24 protein-coding genes, 2 tRNA genes and 1 pseudogene are annotated in these 22,972 nt (G+C 68.2%); 13 read left to right on the top strand and 14 right to left on the bottom strand.

Annotation, left to right across the window (positions count from 1 at the left end; genetic code table 11):
- Positions 1–40: 40 nt before the first annotated feature.
- The gene (locus HGB39_RS05010) at positions 41–628 is read right to left on the bottom strand and encodes a putative glycolipid-binding domain-containing protein (RefSeq protein ID WP_005248751.1); all 588 of its coding nucleotides are present in this window, start codon (positions 626–628) and stop codon (positions 41–43) included.
- Positions 625–1,737 (bottom strand): hypothetical protein, encoded by a 1,113-nt coding sequence (locus HGB39_RS05005; protein ID WP_005561218.1) that lies wholly within the window; start codon positions 1,735–1,737, stop codon positions 625–627. The genes HGB39_RS05010 and HGB39_RS05005 overlap by 4 nt, the downstream gene beginning before the upstream one ends.
- Positions 1,738–1,917: 180 nt before the next feature.
- On the opposite strand from HGB39_RS05005, the gene HGB39_RS05000 reads away from it, so the two are divergent.
- The 5 genes from HGB39_RS05000 (at position 1,918) to HGB39_RS04980 (ending at position 5,095) form a co-directional block, all read left to right on the top strand.
- Positions 1,918–3,063 carry a DNA cytosine methyltransferase gene (locus tag HGB39_RS05000; RefSeq protein WP_005561219.1) on the top strand — a complete coding sequence of 382 codons (1,146 nt, stop codon included), beginning with the start codon at positions 1,918–1,920 and terminating at the stop codon, positions 3,061–3,063.
- Between the two features lie 14 nt (positions 3,064–3,077).
- Positions 3,078–3,482, top strand: a complete 405-nt coding sequence (locus tag HGB39_RS04995) for a very short patch repair endonuclease (RefSeq protein WP_005561220.1) — start codon at positions 3,078–3,080, stop codon at positions 3,480–3,482.
- A 125-nt stretch (positions 3,483–3,607) separates the two neighbouring features.
- Positions 3,608–3,877: a hypothetical protein gene (locus HGB39_RS04990; protein WP_037202863.1), complete on the top strand. Its 270-nt coding sequence runs from the start codon at positions 3,608–3,610 to the stop codon at positions 3,875–3,877.
- A 61-nt stretch (positions 3,878–3,938) separates the two neighbouring features.
- Positions 3,939–4,682: a class I SAM-dependent methyltransferase gene (locus tag HGB39_RS04985; RefSeq protein ID WP_247607362.1), complete on the top strand. Its 744-nt coding sequence runs from the start codon at positions 3,939–3,941 to the stop codon at positions 4,680–4,682.
- Positions 4,664–5,095, top strand: coding sequence for a nitroreductase family deazaflavin-dependent oxidoreductase (locus HGB39_RS04980; protein ID WP_005561222.1), 432 nt, complete (start codon positions 4,664–4,666; stop codon positions 5,093–5,095). Before HGB39_RS04985 ends, HGB39_RS04980 begins: the two co-directional genes overlap by 19 nt.
- 16 nt (positions 5,096–5,111) lie before the next feature.
- On the opposite strand, the gene HGB39_RS04975 is transcribed toward HGB39_RS04980, so the two are convergent.
- From HGB39_RS04975 to HGB39_RS04955, 5 genes are all read right to left on the bottom strand, one after another.
- The gene (locus HGB39_RS04975; RefSeq protein ID WP_005561223.1) at positions 5,112–5,915 is read right to left on the bottom strand and encodes an NAD(P)H-binding protein; all 804 of its coding nucleotides are present in this window, start codon (positions 5,913–5,915) and stop codon (positions 5,112–5,114) included.
- 76 nt (positions 5,916–5,991) lie between these two features.
- Complete coding sequence (locus tag HGB39_RS04970) at positions 5,992–7,305, bottom strand: serine hydrolase domain-containing protein (protein WP_037202823.1); 1,314 nt, start codon at positions 7,303–7,305, stop codon at positions 5,992–5,994.
- A 102-nt stretch (positions 7,306–7,407) separates the two neighbouring features.
- Positions 7,408–8,976 (bottom strand): MFS transporter, encoded by a 1,569-nt coding sequence (locus tag HGB39_RS04965; protein WP_005561224.1) that lies wholly within the window; start codon positions 8,974–8,976, stop codon positions 7,408–7,410.
- Positions 8,973–10,211 (bottom strand): cation:proton antiporter, encoded by a 1,239-nt coding sequence (locus HGB39_RS04960; protein WP_005561226.1) that lies wholly within the window; start codon positions 10,209–10,211, stop codon positions 8,973–8,975. The genes HGB39_RS04965 and HGB39_RS04960 overlap by 4 nt, the downstream gene beginning before the upstream one ends.
- Before the next feature lie 134 nt (positions 10,212–10,345).
- Positions 10,346–11,419, bottom strand: a complete 1,074-nt coding sequence (locus HGB39_RS04955) for a D-2-hydroxyacid dehydrogenase (RefSeq protein WP_005561228.1) — start codon at positions 11,417–11,419, stop codon at positions 10,346–10,348.
- Positions 11,420–11,628: 209 nt separating this feature from the next.
- On the opposite strand from HGB39_RS04955, the gene HGB39_RS04950 reads away from it, so the two are divergent.
- From HGB39_RS04950 to HGB39_RS04940, 3 genes and pseudogenes are all read left to right on the top strand, one after another.
- Positions 11,629–13,074 (top strand): MFS transporter, encoded by a 1,446-nt coding sequence (locus HGB39_RS04950; protein ID WP_376744838.1) that lies wholly within the window; start codon positions 11,629–11,631, stop codon positions 13,072–13,074.
- Positions 13,071–13,811 carry a fumarylacetoacetate hydrolase family protein gene (locus HGB39_RS04945; RefSeq protein WP_005561231.1) on the top strand — a complete coding sequence of 247 codons (741 nt, stop codon included), beginning with the start codon at positions 13,071–13,073 and terminating at the stop codon, positions 13,809–13,811. Before HGB39_RS04950 ends, HGB39_RS04945 begins: the two co-directional genes overlap by 4 nt.
- Positions 13,808–13,948, top strand: a pseudogene (locus HGB39_RS04940) (SDR family NAD(P)-dependent oxidoreductase); the annotation flags it as partial. The gene HGB39_RS04945 and the pseudogene HGB39_RS04940, both read left to right, overlap by 4 nt.
- Positions 13,949–14,010: 62 nt before the next feature.
- Here HGB39_RS04940 and HGB39_RS04935 read toward each other — a convergent pair.
- Positions 14,011–14,922, bottom strand: coding sequence for a LysR family transcriptional regulator (locus tag HGB39_RS04935; protein ID WP_005561233.1), 912 nt, complete (start codon positions 14,920–14,922; stop codon positions 14,011–14,013).
- Between the two features lie 101 nt (positions 14,923–15,023).
- Here HGB39_RS04935 and HGB39_RS04930 point away from each other — a divergent pair, with 101 nt between their 5' ends.
- Together HGB39_RS04930 and HGB39_RS04925 are read left to right on the top strand one after the other, a co-directional pair.
- Positions 15,024–15,389 carry a YybH family protein gene (locus HGB39_RS04930; RefSeq protein ID WP_005253274.1) on the top strand — a complete coding sequence of 122 codons (366 nt, stop codon included), beginning with the start codon at positions 15,024–15,026 and terminating at the stop codon, positions 15,387–15,389.
- Positions 15,390–15,475: 86 nt separating this feature from the next.
- Positions 15,476–15,949 carry a hypothetical protein gene (locus HGB39_RS04925; protein WP_050998641.1) on the top strand — a complete coding sequence of 158 codons (474 nt, stop codon included), beginning with the start codon at positions 15,476–15,478 and terminating at the stop codon, positions 15,947–15,949.
- Between the two features lie 16 nt (positions 15,950–15,965).
- On the opposite strand, the gene HGB39_RS04920 is transcribed toward HGB39_RS04925, so the two are convergent.
- Entirely contained in the window at positions 15,966–16,325 is a 360-nt protein-coding gene (locus HGB39_RS04920) for an Rv2640c family ArsR-like transcriptional regulator (RefSeq protein WP_005561235.1), read from the bottom strand.
- A gap of 93 nt (positions 16,326–16,418) precedes the next feature.
- Between HGB39_RS04920 and HGB39_RS04915 the strand changes: the two genes are divergently transcribed.
- A complete protein-coding gene (locus HGB39_RS04915) occupies positions 16,419–16,892 on the top strand; it encodes an ArsI/CadI family heavy metal resistance metalloenzyme (RefSeq protein ID WP_005561237.1) in 474 nt (157 codons plus the stop codon).
- A 59-nt stretch (positions 16,893–16,951) separates the two neighbouring features.
- Here the strand turns inward: HGB39_RS04915 and HGB39_RS04910 are convergent.
- The 3 genes from HGB39_RS04910 to HGB39_RS04900 all read right to left on the bottom strand — a co-directional run bounded on the left by HGB39_RS04910 (position 16,952) and on the right by HGB39_RS04900 (position 17,986).
- A tRNA-Arg gene (locus tag HGB39_RS04910) sits at positions 16,952–17,024 on the bottom strand.
- A 45-nt stretch (positions 17,025–17,069) separates the two neighbouring features.
- Positions 17,070–17,161: transfer RNA gene (locus HGB39_RS04905), tRNA-Ser, on the bottom strand.
- Positions 17,162–17,260: 99 nt separating this feature from the next.
- Positions 17,261–17,986, bottom strand: a complete 726-nt coding sequence (locus tag HGB39_RS04900) for a dienelactone hydrolase family protein (RefSeq protein WP_005253270.1) — start codon at positions 17,984–17,986, stop codon at positions 17,261–17,263.
- Positions 17,987–18,047: 61 nt separating this feature from the next.
- Between HGB39_RS04900 and hisC the strand changes: the two genes are divergently transcribed.
- Positions 18,048–19,124 carry a histidinol-phosphate transaminase gene (gene hisC / locus HGB39_RS04895; protein ID WP_043791153.1) on the top strand — a complete coding sequence of 359 codons (1,077 nt, stop codon included), beginning with the start codon at positions 18,048–18,050 and terminating at the stop codon, positions 19,122–19,124.
- A gap of 89 nt (positions 19,125–19,213) precedes the next feature.
- Positions 19,214–20,914, top strand: a complete 1,701-nt coding sequence (locus tag HGB39_RS04890) for a bifunctional metallophosphatase/5'-nucleotidase (RefSeq protein ID WP_005569414.1) — start codon at positions 19,214–19,216, stop codon at positions 20,912–20,914.
- An 8-nt stretch (positions 20,915–20,922) separates the two neighbouring features.
- Here HGB39_RS04890 and HGB39_RS04885 read toward each other — a convergent pair whose 3' ends face one another.
- Positions 20,923–21,924 carry an alpha/beta hydrolase gene (locus HGB39_RS04885; RefSeq protein ID WP_005253267.1) on the bottom strand — a complete coding sequence of 334 codons (1,002 nt, stop codon included), beginning with the start codon at positions 21,922–21,924 and terminating at the stop codon, positions 20,923–20,925.
- A 310-nt stretch (positions 21,925–22,234) separates the two neighbouring features.
- A complete protein-coding gene (locus HGB39_RS04880; protein WP_005569415.1) occupies positions 22,235–22,867 on the bottom strand; it encodes a maleylpyruvate isomerase family mycothiol-dependent enzyme in 633 nt (210 codons plus the stop codon).
- Positions 22,868–22,972 lie beyond the last annotated feature (105 nt).

Genomic DNA, 22,972 nt, shown 5'->3' with positions numbered 1-22,972 from the left:
GTTGCCGGAGCTACCAAAAAGGCGCACGGGTGCGGAGCGCCTAAATCCGTTCGGCCAGGCCCGGGTAGTCGATGATGAACCCGTCGCGGTCGACGGTCACCGAGGAACTCGACACCGGCGACAGCACGTGGATGCCGTCCGGACCACTGCTGTAGGTGAGGATCGCGCCCTCGACCCGCAGGTCCAGGAGGTTCACGTAGACAACGGGTACCTCGACGTCCTCGGACCCGAGGTGCAGTCCGTACCGCCGGATGGGCAGGGCGTTGAAGAACGGGCTGAGCACCATGTCGACGTCGAGGGCGCCGTCGAACGTGGACCGCTGGTGGTTGGCGCCGTGCTCCACCATCCACGTGCCCTCTTCGTCCCGGCTGATCGACATCTGCCGTTCACCGGCCGCAACGGACGTCCGCAGCGACAGCCGGCGGGTGACGCCGCTTTCGTCCGTGACGAGGTCGTAGGACGCGCTGAACGCCGGATGCTCAGGGCACTCGCCGCCGATGATCCGGCCTGCTGCCTTGATGCGGTCACCGTTGAGCTGGACGCGCACCGATTCCATTCGGGGTGCGTTGTCCGCCCGCCACGTCAGTACTGCGGGCCAGGTCGAGGCACCGGAGGCTTGGATGCTCACCTGTCTACGGTAAGCGACGACGGCTCCCGGGGTGGCAACGGGCCGAGTTTCGTTGCAGCAGAGTTGCCGAGACTCAGTGCCCGGGCTCGTTCCGTGACCGCGATGCGCGACGAGAAGACGACGAGGGCGCCGAGTCCGACCGCCACGTTCAACAGCGCCCCGAACTCCTGGGCGACGAAGTCGAACACCTCGGTGAGCAGCACCGTGACCAGCGCCGCGGCCCGCAGGAACTGCAACGGCCACAGCTTCCCGTTCCGCAGTCGCACGATGGCCGACCAGCACAGGACGAACGCGATCGCGGACCCGGTGAGCTGGCCGACCGTCGTGATGTCCGTTCCCTCGTCGCCGCGGAGGTCGTCGTCGAGCGTGATCACCGCACTGAGCAGTCCCAGGGTGGAGAACAGGGTGAGGAGCACGGCCGCCGTCCAGAGCATCCCGGGACCCTTCGCGAAGGCGGGGGTCGCGCGGCGGGCCAGCTCCCGGGCCGTGGGCACGGCCCGGCCGTTCCGGTCCGGGCAGTGGGCGAGCAGATCCCGGACCGACGTCAGCGTCGCCTCGTCCGCGCCGGCGGCGGCCGCCCGGCGCAGCTGCGCCAGCGCCTGCTCCCGGCGTGCGCGGTCCAGCCCGCGATCCAGGCCGCCCAGCGCGATGGCGGCGGCGTTGGCGACGTCCTCCGTCGGGGTCGGCGGCCGGACGTCGTGCAGCGACCGGTTGACCAGCAGCAACACGACGATCACCACGTACATGATCGCGACGGACGGCCGATAGAAGTAGTCGTTGGACTTGGTGACGAACTTGCCGATCTCGTCGAGGAACAACCCGAACCCGATGCCGCCGATCACGACGCCCAGGACGCGCGGTTTCATCCCCAGGAACGAGAACACGGTCACCAGCGCCACGACCATGCCGAGTCCGCCCCACAGGACGTGCGCGATGTGCAGCGAGGAACCCCCGACCTGCGGATAACCGGTGAGATGAAGGTAGGCGCGGGTGAGCAGGATCGTGACGATCCCGATGATGACGAACGCTTCGACGAGGCCGCTGCCCTGGGCGTCGCGCAGGAGGTGCGGCCGGTTCCGGAAACCCGAGATCCGGAAACCCGAGATCATGGCGCCTCCCTGTGCTCCCACCTACTGGAAGTCTATGTGGCTTCGCCACCCGTGAGTACTTATTAACCGCCCGCCGTTAATAAGTACTCACGGGTCGTTGGTCAAAGCGGGCACAGATCTCGAGTAACGTTCTCGGGTGACTGGTTCGTGAGGAAGGGTGCCGTGACGTCAACCGGGAGCATGGTGGGCCTGTTCGCCGGTATCGGCGGGCTCGAGTTGGGTCTGAGAGAGCACGGCTGGAACACCGAACTGCTCTGTGAGATCGACCCGGGCGCCCAGGCGGTTCTGCGTACCCGATTCACCGACGTCCCTGTGCATTCCGACGTCACCAAGCTGCGTTCCCTCCCCCAGGACATCGAACTCGTCGCCGCGGGATTCCCCTGCCAGGACCTCTCCCAGGCCGGCCGGACCGCCGGTATCACGGGTTCCCGTTCCGGCCTCGTCGACGAGGTCTTCCGCTTGGTGAAGCGGAAGAAGGGTCCGCGCTGGCTCCTGATCGAGAACGTGCCGTTCATGCTGCAACTGGGTCGCGGGGCTGCTATGAGGCATATCACGGACGCCCTCGAGGACCTCGGCTACACGTGGGCGTACCGGGTGGTCGATGCGCGCGCGTTCGGGCTCCCCCAGCGCCGTCAGCGGGTCCTGATGCTCGCCTCGCGCACCGAGGACCCCCGCGCGGTGCTGTTCGGTGAGGACGCCGGAGAACGCCCCGTCGACGACCATGCCGACTTCCCGTGCGGTTTCTATTGGACCGAGGGCACCCGCGGTCTCGGGTGGGCGGTCAACGCGGTCCCCACGCTGAAGGGCGGTTCGTCCGTCGGTATCGCGAGCCCGCCCGCCGTGCGACTGCCGTCGGGCGAGATCGTGACGCCCGGACTCGTCGACGCCGAACGCCTGCAGGGCTTCGACCCCGACTGGACGGCGCCCGCCGCGCTGGTCCCCGGGCTGCGGAACAGTCATCGGTGGAAGCTCGTCGGCAACGCGGTGAGTGTGCGGATGGCGTCGTGGGTCGGTCGGCGTCTGCTCGAGCCGGCGGACTACGAGCGGGGCATCGAGACGCCGATGAAGCCCGGCGACGCGTGGCCGGTGGCGGCGTGGGGCAGCAATCGTCAGGCCTTCCGGGTGCACACCTCGACGTGGCCGGTGCAGGAGCCGTACGAGGATCTCAGCGGATTCCTGGAGGACACCCGGCTGCTGTCTGCGCGCGCGACCGCCGGCTTCCTGAAGCGGGCGCGGATGGGCAATCTGCGTTTCGTTCCCGGGTTCATCGACGACGTCGAGAGCCACCTCGACCGCATGGGCGGCTTCCCCGAGGCCGCCGCGTAGCGGACGGACCCGCGATGCCCGCCACCGATCCCGCGACCAGTGCCCGGATGCGGGCGCAGCGGCGTCGCGACACCGCACCCGAACTCGCACTGCGCCGGGAACTGCACCGGCGCGGGGTCCGGTACTACGTGGACCGGGCGCCGATGAAGGGCGTCCGGCGGCGCGCCGACCTGGTGTTTCCGCGACGGAAGGTGGCCGTGTACGTGGACGGGTGCTTCTGGCACAGCTGCCCGCAGCACGCCACGTTCCCGAAGAACAACGCGCAGTGGTGGGCCGAGAAGCTCGCCGGGAACGTCACCCGCGATCGTGACACCGACACGAGGCTGACCGACGCCGGGTGGACGGTGGTGCGGATCTGGGAGCACGAGAATCCGGTGGTCGCCGCGAACAGGGTCCAGGAAGCTCTGGCCGACGAGTGACCCCTGCTTCGCTGACGGCGGCAGGTCGAGGTGTTGAATTTTCCACCCCTAGGGGTATGGTCGCCGACGGCGGATCAGTGCAGGATGGTCTCATCGGTAACCATTCGGACCACCTTCGGAGGAGCATGATGATCCGCCGAATCGTCGCGGCGGCCTCCATTGCGTTTGCAGCAGCGGCCGTCCCACTCGTCGGTCCGGCGACCTTTGCCGTCGCTGCACCGGGTGACACCTACATCAGCAACCCCCCAGCCAACCCGTCGGATCAGAGTTTCTGCGACGACCAGGCCGCCCTCGCCAACAACCTCTCCGCGAAGGGCGATTTTGCGCGTGCAGACGGCGTCGTGTCGGCCGCGAACATGAGCGGTTGCCGCATCTACACGTTCCCCAGCCCGTAATCGGTTGCCGTTCCGGCAACCGGATTCCCGGTTCGACGGGCCCGGCGGCCACAGTGGGAGCATGACCCACGAGCAGGCACCGGACATGACCGATTTCTTCAGCCAGGAGTTCTGGGACGAGCGTTATCGCTCGACTACCGCGGTGTGGAGCGGCAACCCCAACCCGCATCTCGTCGAGCAGGTCGCGGACGTGACCCCGGGCAGCGCCCTGGACGTGGGCAGCGGTGAGGCCGCCGACGCGATCTGGCTGGCGGCCCGCGGGTGGAACGTCACCGGAGTGGACGTGTCGACGGTGGCGTTGGAACGCGCCGCCGAACGGGCCGCCGCAGCCGGCGCCGACATCGCGGACCGGACGACGTGGGAGCAGGCCGACATCCTGTCGTGGGAGCCGCCGGCCCGCCGATTCGATCTGGTGTCGGCACATTTCATGCATCTGCCGGGATCTGCCCGCGAGGCCCTGCACCGTCGCCTGGCCGGAGCGGTCCGTCCAGGTGGGCGGCTTCTCGTCGTCGGGCATCACCCGTCCGATCTGGAGACGTCCGTCGGGCGGCCCAATGTTCCCGACATGCTGTTCACACCGGAACAGGTCGCTGCCGTACTGGACGCCGCGGAGTGGGAGATCCTGGTGTCGGCGGCGCCCTCGCGTGAGCGCGCGACCCCGAGGGCCGGCCCGTCACCGTTCTGCACGCGGTTCGCCGGGCCTGACGACGGTCTACTGTGTGGGCACGATCTGTTCCGAGTGCCGAGACCAGAGTGCCGAGACCAGAGTGCCGAGACGAGGACGCCGTGGCCGACCTGTTCGTGAAAGCCCTTCAGCTGCACCAGTTCGTCTACGAACGCAGCGGAGGATGGGTGGGGCACCGGTTGCTGTTCGGGATGCCGACCCTGCTGCTACACAGTGTCGGCCGGAAGTCCGGGCAGCCGCGCACGTCCGCGTTGACGTACGGCCGCGACGGCGCACGCTTTCTGGTCGTCGCGTCGAAGGGTGGTGCGCCCACGTCGCCCGCGTGGATGCACAACGTGCTGGCCGCGCCGACCTGCGAGATCCAGGTGGGCCGCGACCACATCACCGTGGCGGCGCGGAAGGTTCTGCCGGGCGACCCGGATTACGACCGGATGTGGGCGACGATGAACGAGATCAACCACGGCCGGTACAGCGACTATCAGAAGAAGACGGATCGGCCGATCCCCGTCATCGCGCTCACCCCGACCCGCTGACTCGGCCGGTGCGGCCTCAGCGGAACTCGTCGACGTGCGCCGACGCCCACTGCGCGAAGGTGGTCGCGGGGCGCCCGGTGAGTTGCTCGACGAGCCGGTTCGCCTCCTGGGGAGCGTCGACCAGACTCGCCATCCCTTCCAGATACCAGCGGGCGTACTCCCCCATCGCCGGTGTCAGGACGTCCACGGCCTCGTCCAGCGACACCTGCCGGTACTCGATGTTCCGGCCGAGGGCGGCGCCGAGTTCTCGGACGAGGTCGGCGCGGGTGATCGTCTCGGGACCGGTGAGTTCGTACGACGCGCCGACGTGCCCGTCCTCGAGGAGAGCGACGGCCGCGACCTCGGCGATGTCGTTCATGGCGATCGGCGCGTTCGCCGCCGTCGGGTACGGCTCACGCACGGTGTCTCCCGCGGCGATCTGCGGTGCCAGGATTCCCGCATTCTCCATGAACTCGCCGGGCCACAGGTGCGTCCACTCGATGCCGGACGCCTCGACGGCCCGTGCGACGTCACCCCAGTGTCCGTCGTGGGGGCCTGACAGGTCGACGACGTGCCGGACTCCGGCCTGCTTCGCCAGGGCGAGCGCGTCCGGGGCGGTGTCGGGAGTCGGTGCGAGGTACAGGGAATCGACGCCCTCGAACGCCGCGGGCAGGCTTGCGAGTCTGCGGAGGTATCCCTCGACGACGGTGACCGAGCCCGGAAGTTGCGCCTTGTCAGGATGATTCGTGAGGGCCCGGACGTCCGTCGCACCCCGCGCGAGCAGGTGGTCGACGAGCATTCTGCCGATGTTCCCGGTTGCCCCCGTCACGAGAATCGTCATGCCCTGCACGCTACCGCCGCGGGAGGGCATGTGAGTGGCGAAGTGTGCTCGCGTACGCTTTGCCACTCACATGGGGTCAGCTGGTCGGCGGGGCGGACGTCGAGGACGTTGCCGGGGTCTCCGAGGGCGTCGGCGTGGCCGGGGACGACGCGTCCGGATTCTGCACTCCGGCGCTGAGCTTGTAGACGTGTTCCGGCGAGATGATCTCCGTGACGGCCCCCGCCAGCGCCGTGCTGGGTTCGCTGCCCTGATAGGGGACGTCGGTGTTGATCATGATCGCGAGGGTGGTTTCCTGCTCGGGCAGGTAGACGCACACAGTCTGGTACCCGGGGAGGCTGCCGTTGTGCCCGATCCAGCCGGCGACGTCGAAGATGCCCAGGCCGTAGCCCACGTCGGATGCCAGACCCGGTGCGTTCACCGTCTCGAGCCGCTGCGCCTGTGTGGCCGGCTGCAGCAGGGTGCCGGTGGCGAGAGCCGGCGCCCAGATGTGCAGGTCGTCGAGGGTCGAAATCATCGCGCCCGCCGCCCATCCCCAGGACGGATTCCAGTTGGTGGCCACGGCTTCCTTGTCGTCCAAGGTCTGCTCGGTGTAGCCCTGCGCGTGCGGTTCGGGGAACGCGTTGGTGGTCGGGAAGCTCGTGCCCGCCATCTTCAGGGGCTGGACGATCTTCTGCGTCACGTACTCCGGGAGCGGCAGTCCGCTGACCTTCTCGATGACAAGTCCCAGCAGGGTCGTGTTCGTGTTGGAGTACTCGAACCCCTGGCCGGGCGGGAACGTCGCGGGCTGCGCGAACGCGTAACCCAGCAGTTGTTGCGGGGTGAACGCGGCCTGCGGGTCGCTGAGCAACGCCTTCTGGAAGTCCTCGTTGGCCGAGTAGTTGGCCAGCCCGCTCTGCATCCGGGCGAGCTGGCGCAGCGTGATCTGATCACCCAGCGGCACGCCCTCCACGTACTTCGAGATCGGGTCGTCGAGCGCGACCTTGTCTTCGTCGACCAGTTGCAGCACCCCGGTGACCGTGAACGTCTTTGTCACACTGCCGATTCGGTGGTAGAAATCGGTCTCCATCGGCGCGCCCGTCGTCTTGTCGGCGACACCGAACGCCTTCACGTAGTTGCCGTCGGGCCCCCACACTCCCACTATCGCGCCGGGAATCGCCGCCATCGACATCGTCTTCTCGATCGCCTCGTCGAGTCGGTCCGCGACCCCGGGGTCGATCTGCGCATCCGCCCCGGCGTTCGGTGATCCCGTCTGCGTCGTCGTGGAGGTAGCGGAGGTGCCCGTGGAGGACGAGTCCTCGGAGCACGCCGCAGGCACTACCAGCAGCAATGCCGCGGCGGCCGCCACGAGGCCTCGTCGCCGATTCGTCCTGGTCACGACCTGAGCTGTCATCGTGCGTCCCGTCGTCGAGGTGCCCCTCTCGGGAATTTACTCCGCGACCGCCGGGCGAATGTACCTTTCGGCGCTTCTGAGGCGACCGGCGGTACATTCGCCCTACTGCGCTCTCTCGGTCGCGTATTCGGCCAGCAGCCGCTTCTCCTTCTCCCGGTGCGGGAAGAAGAAGAACACCACCACGGCCCCCGCGCACACCACCAGGATCGCGGCGAGGTACGCGCGATCGTCGCCGTCCAGGAAGGCGTTGCGGGCGGCGGCGATGATCTGCTCGGCGTACTGCGGATAGCGTTCCGCGAGCACTTCGGCGCTGGAGTACGACTTCGTGAGCGCCGCTTGGGTTTCCGGGGTGATCTGGCTAGAGTCCGGCGACGAGGCGATCGTCGCCGACAGCGACTTCGCGTAACCGGCGGTGAGCACCGCGCCGAGGATCGACTGCATGATCGCGCCGCCGAGGTCGCGTTGCAGGTCGGATGTGCCGGACGCCATGCCCGCCCGCGACACCGGCACCGAACCGGTGAGCGACCGCGACGCCGGGGTGCCCGCGAACCCGACCCCGATGCCGACGAACGCGTACGCGAGGGCCACCCACCAGAAGGTCGCGTCCTCGTCCCACCACACCAGCGCGACAAGCAGTCCGAGGACGACGAACAGGTAGCCGAGCAGCAGCGTGAACCGGGCGCCGTGCGATTCGACGAGTTTCGCGGAGCGGGGTGCGACGAGGACCATCGCGACCGCAGCCGGGATGATCGCGGAACCGGCGGCGAGCGTGGAGTACCCGAGCACGTTCTGGAGGAACTGCTGCCCGATGAACATCGCACCCATCAACGCGCCGAACACGATCACCCCGCCGACGGCGGCCACCCAGAACGTCGGGCGGGCGGCGACGTGCAGATCGAACAGCGGGTGCGCCGCCCGCCGTTGCTGCAGGAAGAACGCGGCTCCCGCGGCGAGGGCGATCAACCCGAGACCGAGGGCGAGCGCCCCGGCGCCGTCCACAGGCGCGAAATTGATCGCGAGGATGAGGGCGGCGATGAAGACGACGGAGATGATGCCGCCGAGATTGTCGACGGGATCGGTCGTCTCGTTGACGTGGGCGGGCACCCACAGGATGGCGGCCACGAGGGCGAGACCGGCGAGCGGAAGGGTCACGAGGAACACCGAGCCCCAATGGAAGTGCTCGAGCAGCGCGCCCGACACGATCGGCCCGAGCGACGAGATCGCGCCACCGAGGGCCGACCACAGTGCGATCGCCTTGGTCCGGGGCGGTCCCGACCACAGCGCCGTGATGATCGCGAGGGTGGTGGGGAACGCGAGCCCGGCGGAGACACCGCCGAGAACACGTGCGAGGAAAAGTATTTCGAAGTTACCCGCGAATCCCGCGATCGCCGACGCCGGCAGCGACAGCGCCATGCCGAGCACCAGCATCTGCTTGCGGCCGTAGCGATCGCCGAGGGCCCCCAGATACAGGACCGACGCGGCGAGCCCGAGGGAGTACGCGACGGCGACGAGGTTCAGCTGCGTCTGACTCGCGTCGAAGGCGCGGCCGATGTCGGGGAGTGCGACGTTCGCGACGGACAGGTTCAGGTTGGCGACGGCGGCGACGAGGATGAGGGTCGCGAGGATCAGCGTGGCTCGGGCCGGCGCCTGCGTCGTTTCGGTTCGAGTCACTGTCTGCTCCCGGGGTTCTGGTCACCGCGTGGGCTCGCCGTGTCGGCCGACGGTTCGGGGCCCGACGCCAGCAGCGACGCGGCGAGCGGGAAGAGGAGGACGGTGATCGCGCCTGCCGCGACGAGCACGGAGGCGTTGGCGGACGTCATGTCACCGGAGTCGACGGCCACTCCGGTGACGGCCACGATCAGCGGCAGACCCGTTCCCGCGTACAGCGCCAGCTGGGTGCGTTCGCGGCCGGTGAAAGGCGGATCCGTGCCGTCGGCGCCCCGGTCGAATCTCCCGGCGAAGTAGACCGGGCCTGCCCGCACCAGCAGGATCAGCAGGACGAACGCGATCAGGACGCCGGGTTCCGACGCCACCCCGGCGACGTCGATAGCCATCCCGGACGTCACGAAGAAGATCGGGATCAGGAACCCGAACGCCAGGCCGTCGAGCTTCGTTTCGAGCGTCTCGTCACCTTCGGGCGTGGCCCGCCGCAGGATGAACCCGGCCGCGAAGGCACCGAGGATCGTGTCGAGACCGAACGACGCCGCGAGCACGGTGAGTGCGACGAGAAGCAGCATGGTGAGCCGGACCGTGGTCTGCGACGTCGTCTCCGATCCCGACCGGATGATCGCGGTGATCCGGGAACCCTCCCGCCGCACGCGGGCGGGTATGAACGCGACCAGCACCGCCGCGGCCGTGAACAGTCCGAGGACCACGATGGACGCCACCGATCCGCGGGAGCCGAGCAGAACTGCCATGGCGACGACGGGCCCGAGTTCGCCGAACGCGCCGTGATTGAGGATCGTCCTGCCCAGCCGGGTGTCGAGTGCGCCCGCGTCCCGGAGGATCGGGAGCAGCGTGCCGAGCGCCGTCGACGTCATGGCAATGGCCACCGCGGTTCCGGCGTCGACCACGTGGACGAGGCTCAGCAGCGTCACCACCGCGAACGCCAGGGCAAGTGACACCAGCCACGTCAGCAGGGCCCGCCTGCCGCCGCGGCCGGTGATCTCGGCCGTGTCGATCTCGTACCCGGCCAGCAGGAACAGCAGCCCCAGCCCCAGGTCGCGCAGCAGTTCGATCTCGCTGCCCTCGACGGCCAGGTCGAAGACGTGCGGGCCGATGACGATCCCGGCGACGAGGAGAAGTACCACCTCGGGCACCAGCTTCCGGGGAAACAACCCGGCGAGCAGTGGGGCGATCACGGCGCATGCGACGATCCAGAACAGTGAGGCTCCCACGGAAGGCATGCATCACCCCGTCTCTCGAACACTCGGACACAGCACTGTGTTCGAGCCTCACAGAGCCCGGACGACGAGACATCATCCGTGAGGGATGAACGCCGCCGGCGCGCCGCCGACACCCAGCCGGCAGCGCCGAATCGTCAGTAGAACTCGACGGTGTCGACGCGGTTGATCAGTTCCTCGCCGTCGAGGAACCGGGTGGCATTGCGCGCGAACAGTTCCGCGATGAGGCGATCCTCCGCAGGATTCAACGCTGCGGTGTGCGGGCTGACCAGCACGTTCGGGTGAGTCCACAGCGGGCTGTCCGACGCCAGGGGCTCGGACGCGAAGACGTCCAGCGCGGCGAATCCGACCCGCCCGTCCTCGATCGCCGCGGTCATGGCGATCTCGTCGACGACGGTTCCCCGGCCCACGCTCACCACCGTCACGCCGGGTTTGACCGCGCCGAATACCTTTGCGCTGACAAGACCTTCGGTGGCGCTGGTTCCGGGAAGCGTCACGACGATGCCGTCCGCGTCCCCGACCACATCGGCCAGCCGGTCGGGGTGCACGATCTCGTCGACTCCCTCGATCGCGGTGTCGCGCCTGCTCGTTCCCACGACGGTGGCGCCGAGGGCCTTCAGTTTCAGTGCCGTCGCGCGGCCGATGCTGCCCAGCCCGACGATGACGATGCGCTGCCCGGACACGGTCCCCATGGCCCAGCGACCGCTCCACACCTTGTCGCGCTGCTGGGCGAGGAGGCGCGGGAGGGTCTTGGCGCCGGCCAGCAGGCCGAAGACGGCGAACTCGGCCAACGGTTCCGCGTGCACACCGGCGGAGGTACTGAATGCGATCCGGTCGAGTTGCTCGTCGGTGAGGCCGGCCGCCTTCACCTGGGCCCCGCCGCCCGCGGGCATCGTATGCACCCAGCGGAGCCCGGGGTTGACGCCCGCCGTCCTCGTCAGCGCCGCGGGAGTCTCGTCGGGCACGCCGTACAGGGCTTGCGCCGAATCGACCAGGTCGTCGAAGGCCTCCTGCTGCTCCGCGGTCCGGGTGAACGACGGATCGCCGGAGTGATCACCCGGGAATCGGGAGGGCGGCAGCAGATCCTGCTCGCGGATGAAGTCGATGCGCGGTTCCGCCCGGGTGACGAGACTGATGAGCTCTTCGCTCACGGGGGTCGCGGCGACGACGCGGAGTCGCCCGTCGAGTGGCTTCGAGTCGTGTGCGCTCACTGCAGATTCCTTCGTATACGGGCCGATTCTGACCATATGTTCAGAACAAAAACTGTGCACTAATCATGTGATTCAGTCAACACTTTCAGTTATGTATGACAAATGGTCGTCTTCGCGGTATCGTCCTCGAAACGCCAGTGACCTGGGTCACTACACCGAACTGTTTGTGACCGCGCTCGACGTGGTCCCGTCCCGCAACGGAGCAGAAGATGTCCCCAGAATCGAAGACTCAAGTAGGCGCAGACTCGAAGATGCCGGAAGGCCGTGAATCCACCCGACCGGTGCGCGCCTCCGACGACCCGGAGTACGCCGCGAACCTCAAACGCGCGACGCTCGCCAGTTCCATCGGCAGCGCGCTCGAGTACTACGACTTCGCCCTGTACGGCCTGGCGTCGGCGCTGATATTCGGCGAGCTGTTCTTCCCCGCCATGGGTGCATCCGCCGCGCTGATGGCCAGTTTCGGCACGTACGCCGTCGGCTTCCTCGCCCGTCCCGTCGGCGGCCTGTTCTTCGGCGCCCTCGGGGACCGCCTCGGACGCAAGGCCGTCCTGATGATCACGATCGCGATCATGGGCGGCGCGAGCACGCTGATCGGCGTCCTGCCCACCGGCGCACAGGTCGGCATCTGGGCCCCGATCATGCTGGTCGCGCTGCGACTGCTGCAGGGCTTCGGCGCCGGCGCCGAGCAGGCCGGTGCCACGACACTGATGGCGGAGTATTCGCCCACCCCGCGACGCGGATTCTTCTCCGCACTCCCCTTCGTCGGGATCATGGTGGGCACCCTGATGGCGTCCGGGGTCTTCGCGATCCTCGGCCAGATCGACCGTGACCTCCTCCTCGACTGGGTGTGGCGGGTGCCGTTCCTGGCGTCCGTCTTCCTCATCGCGGTCGCCGTGTTCATCCGGCTCCGCATGCAGGAGAGCCCCACGTTCATCAAGCTGGAGAAGCAGGATCAGATCAGCGAGAGCCCGTTCCGGGAGCTGATCGGCAGCTCGATGCCCAGCGTGCTCCGCGGCATCGGCCTCCGGATGGCCGAGAACGGCGGCTCGTACATCTTCCAGACCCTCGGCATCAGCTACGTGACGACGGTGGTGGGTGTCAGCAAGTCGATCGGACCGCTCGCCATCGCCTGCGGCGCCGCCATCGGCATGCTCGTCATCCCGATCTCGGGCGCGCTGTCGGACCGCTTCGGCCGGATGCGGGTCTACCGGTTCGGTGCGGCCCTGCAGCTCGTCCTCGCGGTCCCGTCGTGGTGGCTGCTCTCACTCGGCAACCCGGTTCTCGTGGTGGCAACGCTCGCGGTCAGCTACGGGATCGGCGTCAACGTGATGCTCGGTGCGCAGTGCGCGGCCCTGCCCGAGTTGTTCGGCAATCGCCACCGCTACATCGGCGTCGCGGTCGCCAGGGAGACGAGCGCCATCCTCGCCGGCGGCATCGCGCCCTTCGTCGGCGCACTGCTGCTGTCGCTGCTGAACAACTCGTGGGTGCCGCTCGCGATCTACGTTCTGGTCCTCAGCGTCATCACGTTCGCCACCACGTTCGTGACACCCGAAACCCGTGGCCGCGACCTCGGGCTCGCCTGGGACGCGACGGCCGACCCGGCCCACGGACCGGATGCCGTCACCACCGGGTCGAAGGATCGGGTCGACGCATGAGACTGGCCCGCATCGCCACCGACTCGGGACCGCGGCCGGTGTGCCTGCGCGACGGTCGCTGGCACGAGGTGGCGGATCCGTACGCGGATACCCTGACCTTCACCGGACCCGCACACGACCTCGACGGCGCACGCCTGCTCGCGCCCGCCGAACCGCGGGTCCTGCTCGGGATGGCCCACAACGGCGCACCCGGAGATCGCGACCTCCCGTTGCAGGCGTTCATGAAGTCGACGCGCACGGTGATCGGCCCTGAGGATCCGATCGTGGTCGACGAAGGGCTGGGGCAGGTCAACGTCGAGGGCGAGCTGGCCGTCGTCATCCGCCGCACCTGCCGCCGCCTGCGCCCCGGGGACGTCCCGTCCGCGATCCTCGGATACACGATCGGCAACGACGTCACCGCGGTGGAGCAGACAGCGTTGGACGACAAGCTCACCCAGGCGAAACATGGCGACGGTTTCACCCCGCTGGGACCGTGGATCGAGACGAATCTCGGCTCCGGGGACGTGCCGATCGCGGTGCGCGTCAACGGCGTGACGGTGGCCGAGGCGTCCACCCGGCAGCTGGCCTGGAACGTGTCCGAGCAACTGGTCCATCTCACCCGGTATCTGACCCTCGGTCCGGGAGACGTCGTGCTCACCGGTTGCCCGTTCACGCTCGGCCCAGTCAAACCGGGTGACCGTGCCGAGATCACGCTCGGCGGAATCGGCACGCTGGCCAACCCGGTGCGTGCGCTGTGAACCTCTTCGATCTGTCCGGGCGCATCGCCCTGGTCACCGGTTCGAGCCGGGGAATCGGCTACGCCCTCGCGCGGGGCCTGGCCGAGGCGGGCGCCACGATCGTCCTCAACGGGGTGTCGGCCGAGCGCGTCGGACGGCTCCCGGTATGTCAACGGTCAGATCTTCATCGACGGGGGGATGACCGCGGTGGTGTGAGGGTTCAGCCACCGACCGGGGCGGCCGGTTCGGTCTGCAGCTCGCCGAAGGAGCGGCGGGTGTGCAGGACGAGTTCGCGGAGCGCGGGACCCGCGAGGCTCTTCCAGACCAGCGCGAGCACGGCCGGGATGTCCACGTCGTCCAGTGCGACCGCCGTCAACCGCCCTCGGTAGTCCGTCGCCATCGACTCGCTGAGGATCGCGACCCCCAGCCCGCGGATCGCGAGGTCGGCGACGGCGTCGGGCGCACTCGCCTGCAGGGCGATGTCGGGGCGGAGGCCTGCGGCCGCACACGCCTGGTCGAAGACCGTCCGGATCCCCGTTCCGGTCGGCATACATACGATCGCATGGTCGCCGAGTTCGGCCAGGGTGACGCGCGAACGCCCGGCCAGGGGGTGTCCGGGTGGCACGGCCGCGACCAGCCCCTCGCTGATGATCGGGAAGGCGTCCAGGCCTTCCGGCGGGGCGGTCGCGGTGCCGACGAGAGCGAGATCGATGGCACCGGCACGGACCCGTTCGACGAGGCGGTCGGAACTGTCCTCGGTCAGCGTGATCTCGATCCCCGGGTGCGCGACGTGGAACGCGGACAGCGCGTCGAACAGCGGCTTCACCGTGCAGGCGGTGACCATCCCGACGACGAGCCGGCCCCGGATCAGCTGGTTGACGTCGTCCACAGCCTGTCGCATCGACTCGGCCGACGCGAGCGCCTCGCGGGCGTGCACGAGCGCTGCCTCCCCCGCGGACGTAAGCGTCGCGGTCCGGCTCGACCGGTCGATCAGCGTGGCGCCGAGGTCGTGCTCGAGCTGCCGGATCTGCGCACTGATCCCCGATTGGCTGATGTGGACGCGTTCGGCGGCACGGGTGAAGTTCGCTTCTTCGGCGACCGCGACGAAGTACTCCAGCTGCCTCAGTTCCATAAGCAAAGATTCTAGTATCCAGCAAAACTATCTGTTGGACTTCCGGTTGCGGGGCAACCATTCTGAGATGTGACAGCAAGTTCACCCACGAAAGGAGTCCCGTGTCCGACTACGAGAAGGCCCTGAACCCCGAAGATCTCACCCGACTGTTCGTCGAGCGCAGCAATGCCGGCGACGCGGCCGGAGTCGCCGCCCTGTACGAGGAGAACGCCGTCATGGCGTATCCGCCCGGCAGCCGGACGGTCGGCCGGGCAGCCATCCAGAAGCTGTGGGAGTCGGTGCTCGCGAATGCGCCGCACTTCGAACCGGAGACGCCGCTCCCCACGCTGGTCAGTGACGACATCGCGCTCACGTCCACCCCGCCCACGGACGGATCCGGCGCGCGGGCCCAGGTCGTCCGCAGGCAACCGGACGGAACCTGGCTCCGACTGCTCGACCAGCCGGAGTTCGTCCCGCCCACCCGCTGAGGTTGTGGCTGCACCGGCCCCTACACGGCATGAACTTCGTTGTCCACCATTGCATCTGCACTCGGATCGGTGGGACCATAGGGGTCATGCGCAGACCGCGTTGGCCGGCAGTAGCACCACCCACCACCGGAGGACACCGGGTGCACGGTCCCCTGCTCCTCACGGCCGAAGACCACCTCACGCTCGAACTGTTCGAGGTCGTGGCGTTCCCGGACGGCCTCCACCTCCGGATGGCCCTGACCGCGACGGGCAGGCCTGCGGAGCTGGCGCAGTTCGAGACCCGCCCGCTGTCCGACCCGGACGATCCCTCGACTCGGTGGTCCTATCTGTCGGTGCGGGCGCGGGTCGACGACATCGAAGGCGAGGCCGACCCCTACCATCCGGCGGCGGCGTCGAAGCCGTGCCGGAGCGGGCCACCCGAGTACCGCACCGAACCGCATTACTGGCTGGACGCGATACCCACGTCGGGATTCATCGCGGTCACCGCAGGCTGGCCACGGATCGGTCTCGGTTCGACCACCACCACGATCGGTCTCGAATCGAGCACGCGAACGTCGTGACCGGTCCCGGTCGCCGTCAGGTGCAGCAGTTGGGGTCGAGGACCACCCGCAGTGCGTCGAGGGCGTCCGGCCGCGCACTGTAGAAGACGTTCATGCCACGGCGGACGGGCTGGACCATTCCCGCCTTCTTGAGCTGGCCGAGATGGTGACTGACGGTCGATTCGGACAGGCCCACGCCGGTCGCGAGATCGCACGTGCACACCTCGCCGCCGCGCGCGGTCAGCAGGATCGACATCAGCTTGATGCGGACCGGGTCGGCCAGCGCCTTGAGGCGTAGCGCGAGGTGCAGAGCGGCCTCGTCGGTCATCGGGGCGGCCGAGACGGGCGCGCAGCAGATCGGCGCTGAGACATCTACGACCGGCAACGTCTTGGGCATGACTCCATCCTCCCACCTTCTTGACATATGTCAAAAAGGTGGGAGTCTGTGATTGCAAGCAATTCGATATATGTCCCACAGGTGGAGGTTGTCATGTCCCGCGTCCAGCTCGCCCTCAATGTCGACAATCTGGAAGAAGCAGTCACGTTCTACTCGAAACTGTTCGATACCCAACCGGCGAAACTGAAGCCGGGCTACGCGAACTTCGCCATCGCGCAGCCACCCCTCAAGCTGGTGCTGCTGGAGAATCCCGGCGAGGGCGGCACCATCAACCACCTCGGCGTCGAGGTCGAATCGAGCGCCCGGGTGCACGAGGAGATCGCACGGCTGACCGGGGAAGGCCTCTTCACCGACGAGGAGATCGACACCACCTGTTGCTTCGCGACCCAGGACAAGGTGTGGGTCACCGGCCCCGCCGGCGAGAAGTGGGAGGTCTACACCGTGCTCGCCGACTCCGACACGTTCGGGTCGAGCCCCCGGCACCTCGACGCCGACACCGAGGGGGGCGCCTGCTGCGGCACCGCTGCGGACGGGGAGAAGGCCGCCGCGGGCACGTCCTGCTGCTAGTGCGCCCGGCAAAGAGAAACCCCGCCATCTGCATCACTGCAGTTGACGGGGTTTCTTTGTGCGCCCGAAGGGATTCGAACCCCTAACCTCTTGATCCGTAGTCAAGTGCTCTATCCGTTGAGCTACGGGCGCATGTTCTTCAGTTGTCTAGCTTGCACCGGCCGACTAGGCCCGGTGTGGCGGAGGCGAGAGGATTTGAACCTCCGGTCCCTCGTAAAAGGGACAACTCATTAGCAGTGAGTCCCATTCGGCCGCTCTGGCACGCCTCCCTGGGGTGGTTCCGATCCCTTCGGACCGCCGGTGCGAAAGATTACACACCTTTCCACCACAAAGGCAAAACGGCTGGTCAGAGCGTAAGGCTGGCCGGTTTATCGCAGGTGACTGTCGAACCAGTCGAAGATCCGCCGCTGCGCGTCGACGATCGCCTGCGCGCCCGGGTCGTCGTCCCTGCCGTCGGGCACCTGGGGCGGTTCGTCGGCCCGGTGGGCGAGCCCCGCATAACTCACGACGAGCCCCGCGACGTCCGACTTGGCGGTGGCGTCGCGCAACAGCTCGACCTGATCGGGCGGCGTAGACGGATCGTCCTCCCCGTACAGACCGAGCCACGGCGCCTTCAGGTCGGGTGCGGCGTCCACCAGCGCAGGCGCGTCCTCCGACAGCGGCTCGACGATGCCGCGGGCGGCAACACTCACGGCGGCGCCGACGGGACGCGTGGTGGCGACCAGCAGGGCGGCGGTTCCGGCGTCGTCGAAACCCAGCACGCCCACGCAGTCGGCGTAGATGCCCCGCGCGATCAGCCAGTCGAAGGTGGCGTCGAAGTCGGCGAACAGGGCGTCGCCGAACACCTCGACATCGCTCGGCGCCGGTTCCCGGTGGAAGAGGTGCGGCGCTACCGTCACCCACCCCTCCATCGCGAGCGAGCGCATCAGATCGAGGAGAGGTTCGCTGAAGGTGCGCGACTCGTGCAGGACCACGATCCCGCCCCGCGCCGGACCGTCCGGTTCGACCGCGGTGAGCGGAACACGCATCTGAGGGCTTTCCGGCGCGTCTCCGGACGTCCGCAGGGCTGCACTGTCCCTGAAGAATCCCGACATGCCCCTACCTTGGCACGAAGGGGGCGTCGGCGCAGTGGATCGGGAGGCGCATAATCGCCTGGTGACTCCGCGAACCAGGGCAGACCTCGAGACGATTCCGGCCTACATCCCCGGCAAGAACTTTCCGGGCGCGATCAAGCTGGCGAGCAACGAGACCACGTTGGGGCCGTTGCCGAGCGTGCGCGACGCCATCGCGGAGGCCGCCGGCAACGCCAACCGATACCCGGACAACGGCCATGTCGCCCTGATCGCGGCGCTCGCCGACCACCTCGGGGTGGCCACGGAGAACATCGCCGCGGGTTGCGGTTCGGTGAGCCTGTGCCAGGAGTTGGTGCAGGCCACGTGCAACCACGGTGACGAGGTCATTTTCGCGTGGCGGTCGTTCGAGGCCTATCCCGTGGTCACGCAGGTGGCCGGGGCGACGCCCGTCAAGGTTCCGCTCACCGCCGACTACGGTCACGACCTCGACGCGATGCTGGCCGCGATCACCGACCGCACCCGGCTGATCTTCGTCTGCAACCCGAACAACCCCACCGGCAACACGCTCACGAAGGCCGAACTCGAGCGGTTCCTCGACGCCGTCCCCGCCGGCGTTCTGGTGGCCCTCGACGAGGCCTACTTCGAGTACAACCGGTCCGACGCCGACGGCATCGAACTGTTCCGCGGACGCCCCAACGTGGTGGTGCTGCGCACGTTCTCCAAGGCCTACGGCCTCGCCGGCATCCGCGTGGGGTACGCGGTCGCCGATCCCGCGGTGGTCACCGCGCTGACCAAGGTGCACATCGCGTTCGCGGTCAATGCCGTCGCGCAGGCCGCCGCCATCGCGTCGCTGGCCGCGTCCGGAGAACTGCTGGCACGCACGGACGGCGTCGTCGCCGAGCGGAACCGGGTGCGCGACGCCCTGCTCGCCGCCGGGTACGACGTGCCCGAATCGGCCGCCAACTTCGTCTACCTCCCGCTGGGCACGCACTCCGGGGCGTTCGCGGCCGCCAGCGCCGAGGCCGGCGTGCTGTTGCGCCCGTACGGCGACGACGGCGTGCGGATCACGATCGGCGATCCCGCGGAGAACGACGCGTTCCTCGCGTTCGCGACGAGCACCGAGGCACGCTCGATCGCGAACGTCGCGGTCCGCGCGTAACGCTCGAGACGTAAACGTTACCCACGGGTATAACGCCCGTGACTCCCTGTTGGCAGACTCAGTGAGGTTTTGCCGAAGGGAGCCCATACATGCGTCGCCGCGCCGCGCTCCGCACTGCCGTGCTGGCGGCCGGACTGGCGACGACGCTGGCGGTCTCGGTGACGTCGGGGCTGTCGGCGGCGCAGTCGCAGGACGCGGCGGTCTCCGTCCGGCTCCTCGCCTTCAACGACCTCCACGGCAGCCTCGAACCGCCGCCCGGCATCCGTAGTCAGGTGAAGCACGCCGACGGCTCGCTGGTCCCGGCCGGCGGCGCCGCCTACCTGGCCGCGTACGTCGACCAGCTGCGCGGCCAGGCGACCCATTCGCTGCTGTACTCGGTGGGTGACAACTGGGGGTCATCCGCGCTCGAATCCGCGATGTTCCACGACGAACCGACCGTGCAGCTGCTCAACAGGATGGGCGTCGACGCGTCCGCGATCGGCAATCACGAACTCGACGAGGGATACACGGAGTTCCGGCGGATGCAGACCGGTGGCTGTCATCCCGTCGACGGCTGCCGGTTCGGAAACACGTTCGAGGGCGCGAACTTCCCGCTCCTCGCGGCGAACATGGAGTTCGACGACGGCGCGCCCGCGACCCTGCCGTTCACCGTCAACTACATCGAGGGAATCCCGGTCGGCGTCATCGCGACCATGCCCGCCGACACCGCGACGATGGTGACCCCGGAGGGGGTGGGCGGGTTGCGCTTCACGGACGAACTCGCCGCCGTCGACCGCACCGCGGATCTCCTCGACTTCTTCGGCGTGCGGGCCATCGCGCTGCTGATGCACAAGGGAGCCGAACCGGACGCCGACAACGGCCCCAACTCGTGCGAGGTGACATCCGGACCCGCGCGCGACCTCGCGCTGCGGGCGTCCCCGAAGGTCGACGTCATCTTCACGGCCGACAGCCACCAGCAGTACAACTGCTCGTTTCCCGACCCGATGGGAAACCCGCGCGTCATGATGCAGGGCGCGTCACACGGCCGGATCGTCTCGGTGGTCGACGTGTCGATCGACCGCACCACCCGCGACGTCCTGCGCGACCGCGCGTCGGCGTTCAATCAGGTGGTCACCCACGACATCCCGTCCGACCCCGACATCCAGGCGCTCGCCGACGGTGCCGCCGCCCAGGCCTCCGAGATCGGTGCGGCGCGCGTGGCGTCGGTGACGGGCGACCTCACCCGCGACGAGACCGGCAGCGGCGAGTCCACCCTCGGCAACGTCGTCGCCGACGCCCAGCTGGCGGCCGGATCCGCGCACGGCGCCCAGGTGGCACTCACCAACCCCGGTGGACTCCGCGAGGATCTGCTGCGCGGCCCGGACGGCGCCGTCACCTACGGGCAGACCTACGCCGCTCAACCCTTCGGCAACACCCTCGAGGTCCTGACGGTCACCGGCACGACCCTGAAGCTTGCCCTCGAGCAGCAGTTCCAGCCGCGCGGAGACGGCACGATCACGGAGCGGATCCTCGCCCCGTCGAGTTCGCTGACCTACACCATGAATCGTTCGGCGACTGTCGGCGAACGCATCTCGGACATCCGGGTGAACGGCGACGCGGTCGTCCCCGACGGCACCTACCGGGTGGCCGTCAACAAGTTCCTCGCCGACGGCGGCGACGGCTTCGACGCGTTCCGCACCCGCGCCGAAGCCGTGCGCGCGGGCTGCGACCTCGACGCGTTCACGGCGTATCTGGGGACCACTTCACCGGTGACGCCGCCGAACACCGACCGGATCACCGTGGTCGGATAGGGACGCGGTCAGACGCCGAGCGCGCTCTTCAGGACGGGCCACGACGTGCGCAGTTCGTCCTGCCAGTACGGCCACGAATGCGTGCCGAAGTGGCGGTAGATGAACGTCGCCGGAATCGCGAGGTGGGTCAGGCGCTGCTGGAACGTCTGCGTGCAGAGGTTCGCCGCGGCCTCGAGGGGACCGCCCACCGCGATCGTGGACGCGATGTCTCCGCTGATCTCATACGGGCCGGGGAGCCCGTTGCCCGTCGAGATGTAGATCTGCTTGCCGCGCAGGGCTTCGGCGTTCACCGAAGGGTCGTGCGCAGTCCAGGCCGGATCGGTGTCGGGACCCCACATGTTGGCCGGGTTCCCGCCCTTGAACGCCACCGTGCCCCGCACCGAATCCCGCGAGCTGGGTTGCGTGTTGTCGAGGCATCCGCTGTAGGCGGCGAGACCGCGGTAGAGCTGCGGGTGCCGGGTGACGAGGTTGGCGGCACCCATCGCGCCCATCGACACACCCGCGACGGCGTTGACGCCGTTGCCGCTGAAGTTCTTGTCGATGATCGGCGGGAGTTCGTCGGCCAGGAACGTCTCCCACTTGTTGACACCCAGCGTGGGGTCGGGCTGCTGCCAGTCGGTGTAGTAGCTGGCGGTGCCGCCCACCGGGAGCACCACGTTGACCTTCTTGTCGGCGAAGAACTGGACCACGTCCGTCTTCTGCGTCCAGGTGCTTTCCCGGAAGTCCGACTCGGCGCCTGCGCTGACCCCGTCGAGCAGGTACAGCGACGGCCTCGACCCGCCACCAGCGGGATGCAGCACCTGCACCTGCACGACGCGGCCCATGGCGGGGGAATTGATGAAGACGGCACTACGGGTGTCGGTGAGCGGCACGATCTTGTCGACGCTCGCGACGCCACTTCCCGGAGGCGCGACCGGAGCAGGCACCGGATCGGCCACAGCAGTGAACGCCGGCCCCATGAGGGTCAGTGACACTGCCAGACCGATGGCAGCCAATGCTTCGCGACGCATAAAGAAATACCTCTTCCCCGGACTGTGTGGACCCCGATTGCACAGTACAAAATGCGTCCGGTCAACAAGAGCTTAGAGGTTTTGTGACAGCTGTGTGCTCCAGCGTGATCACGTTGTAGTCACCAGGGTTGAGGGTCGGGGGGAGGCGCTCGACCGCTGGGCACCTCCAACCCTGTGAGCAGGGACTTCCACTGGTAGTTCCGGCTCATCTGCCTCGACAGCCGCACCCGTTTCACGCAGCCGCACCCCGTCTGGGGCCCGAATACGGGTGCGGCTACGCAGAAGGAGTGCGGCTGCGGATGCCGGGCCGTTACTTCGGCAGGGCGGACTTCAGCTGGTCGAGACCGTCGCCGCTGAGTTCGTCGAGGGCGGCGCGACGACCCGTCATCGCCAGCACGAGCGCCAGCATCGGACCGGAGACCTCCGGCCCCGATCCGGTGGACCACTCGGTGTCGGTGGCCCGCAGCGTGAGCCCCGCGACCCGGGACTTCGACCCGATCAGCAGGTTCGAGTTCTTGTAGAAGTCGGCGACTCGGATAACCGCGTCCATCGGGTACTCGTGTGCGATGCCGAGCGGTCGGCGGATGTCCTCGGCGTGGACGATCATCTCGCCCAGCATGGCGTCGATCGGGCCGGGCGGATGCGTGGAGTCACCCATGTGCGCCCGGAACTCGTCGAGCGACTCCGCTGGTGTTCCTTCCTCTTCGTGTGCGATGTCCTTCTCGAACATGGTGTTGATCCGGAATCCCGACCCGACGAGTTTTCCGACGAACTTCGGCGGCGTCATCTTCTCCGTCGCCGTCATGTGCGCGAACACGTCCCGCACGGTCCACCGTTCGCAGAGCGACGGCGTCGACCACTGGGTATCGGTCAGCGGTTCGAGGTCGTCCACCAGTGCGCGGCGTTCGTCGTGAATCGTGGGCCAGGGGCTTGACGTTGTCATTTCTCACTCCCTCGTCGCTCTGAATTCTCCCACCTCACGATCGCTGCGGCGAGACCCATTGCACAACGCGTTAGTCACGACTAACGTATTGATCGTGCTCGATCA

Source organism: Rhodococcus opacus, assembly GCF_012396235.1.
GTDB lineage: Bacteria > Actinomycetota > Actinomycetes > Mycobacteriales > Mycobacteriaceae > Rhodococcus_F > Rhodococcus_F opacus.
This window is presented reverse-complemented; position numbering and strand designations above follow the sequence as displayed.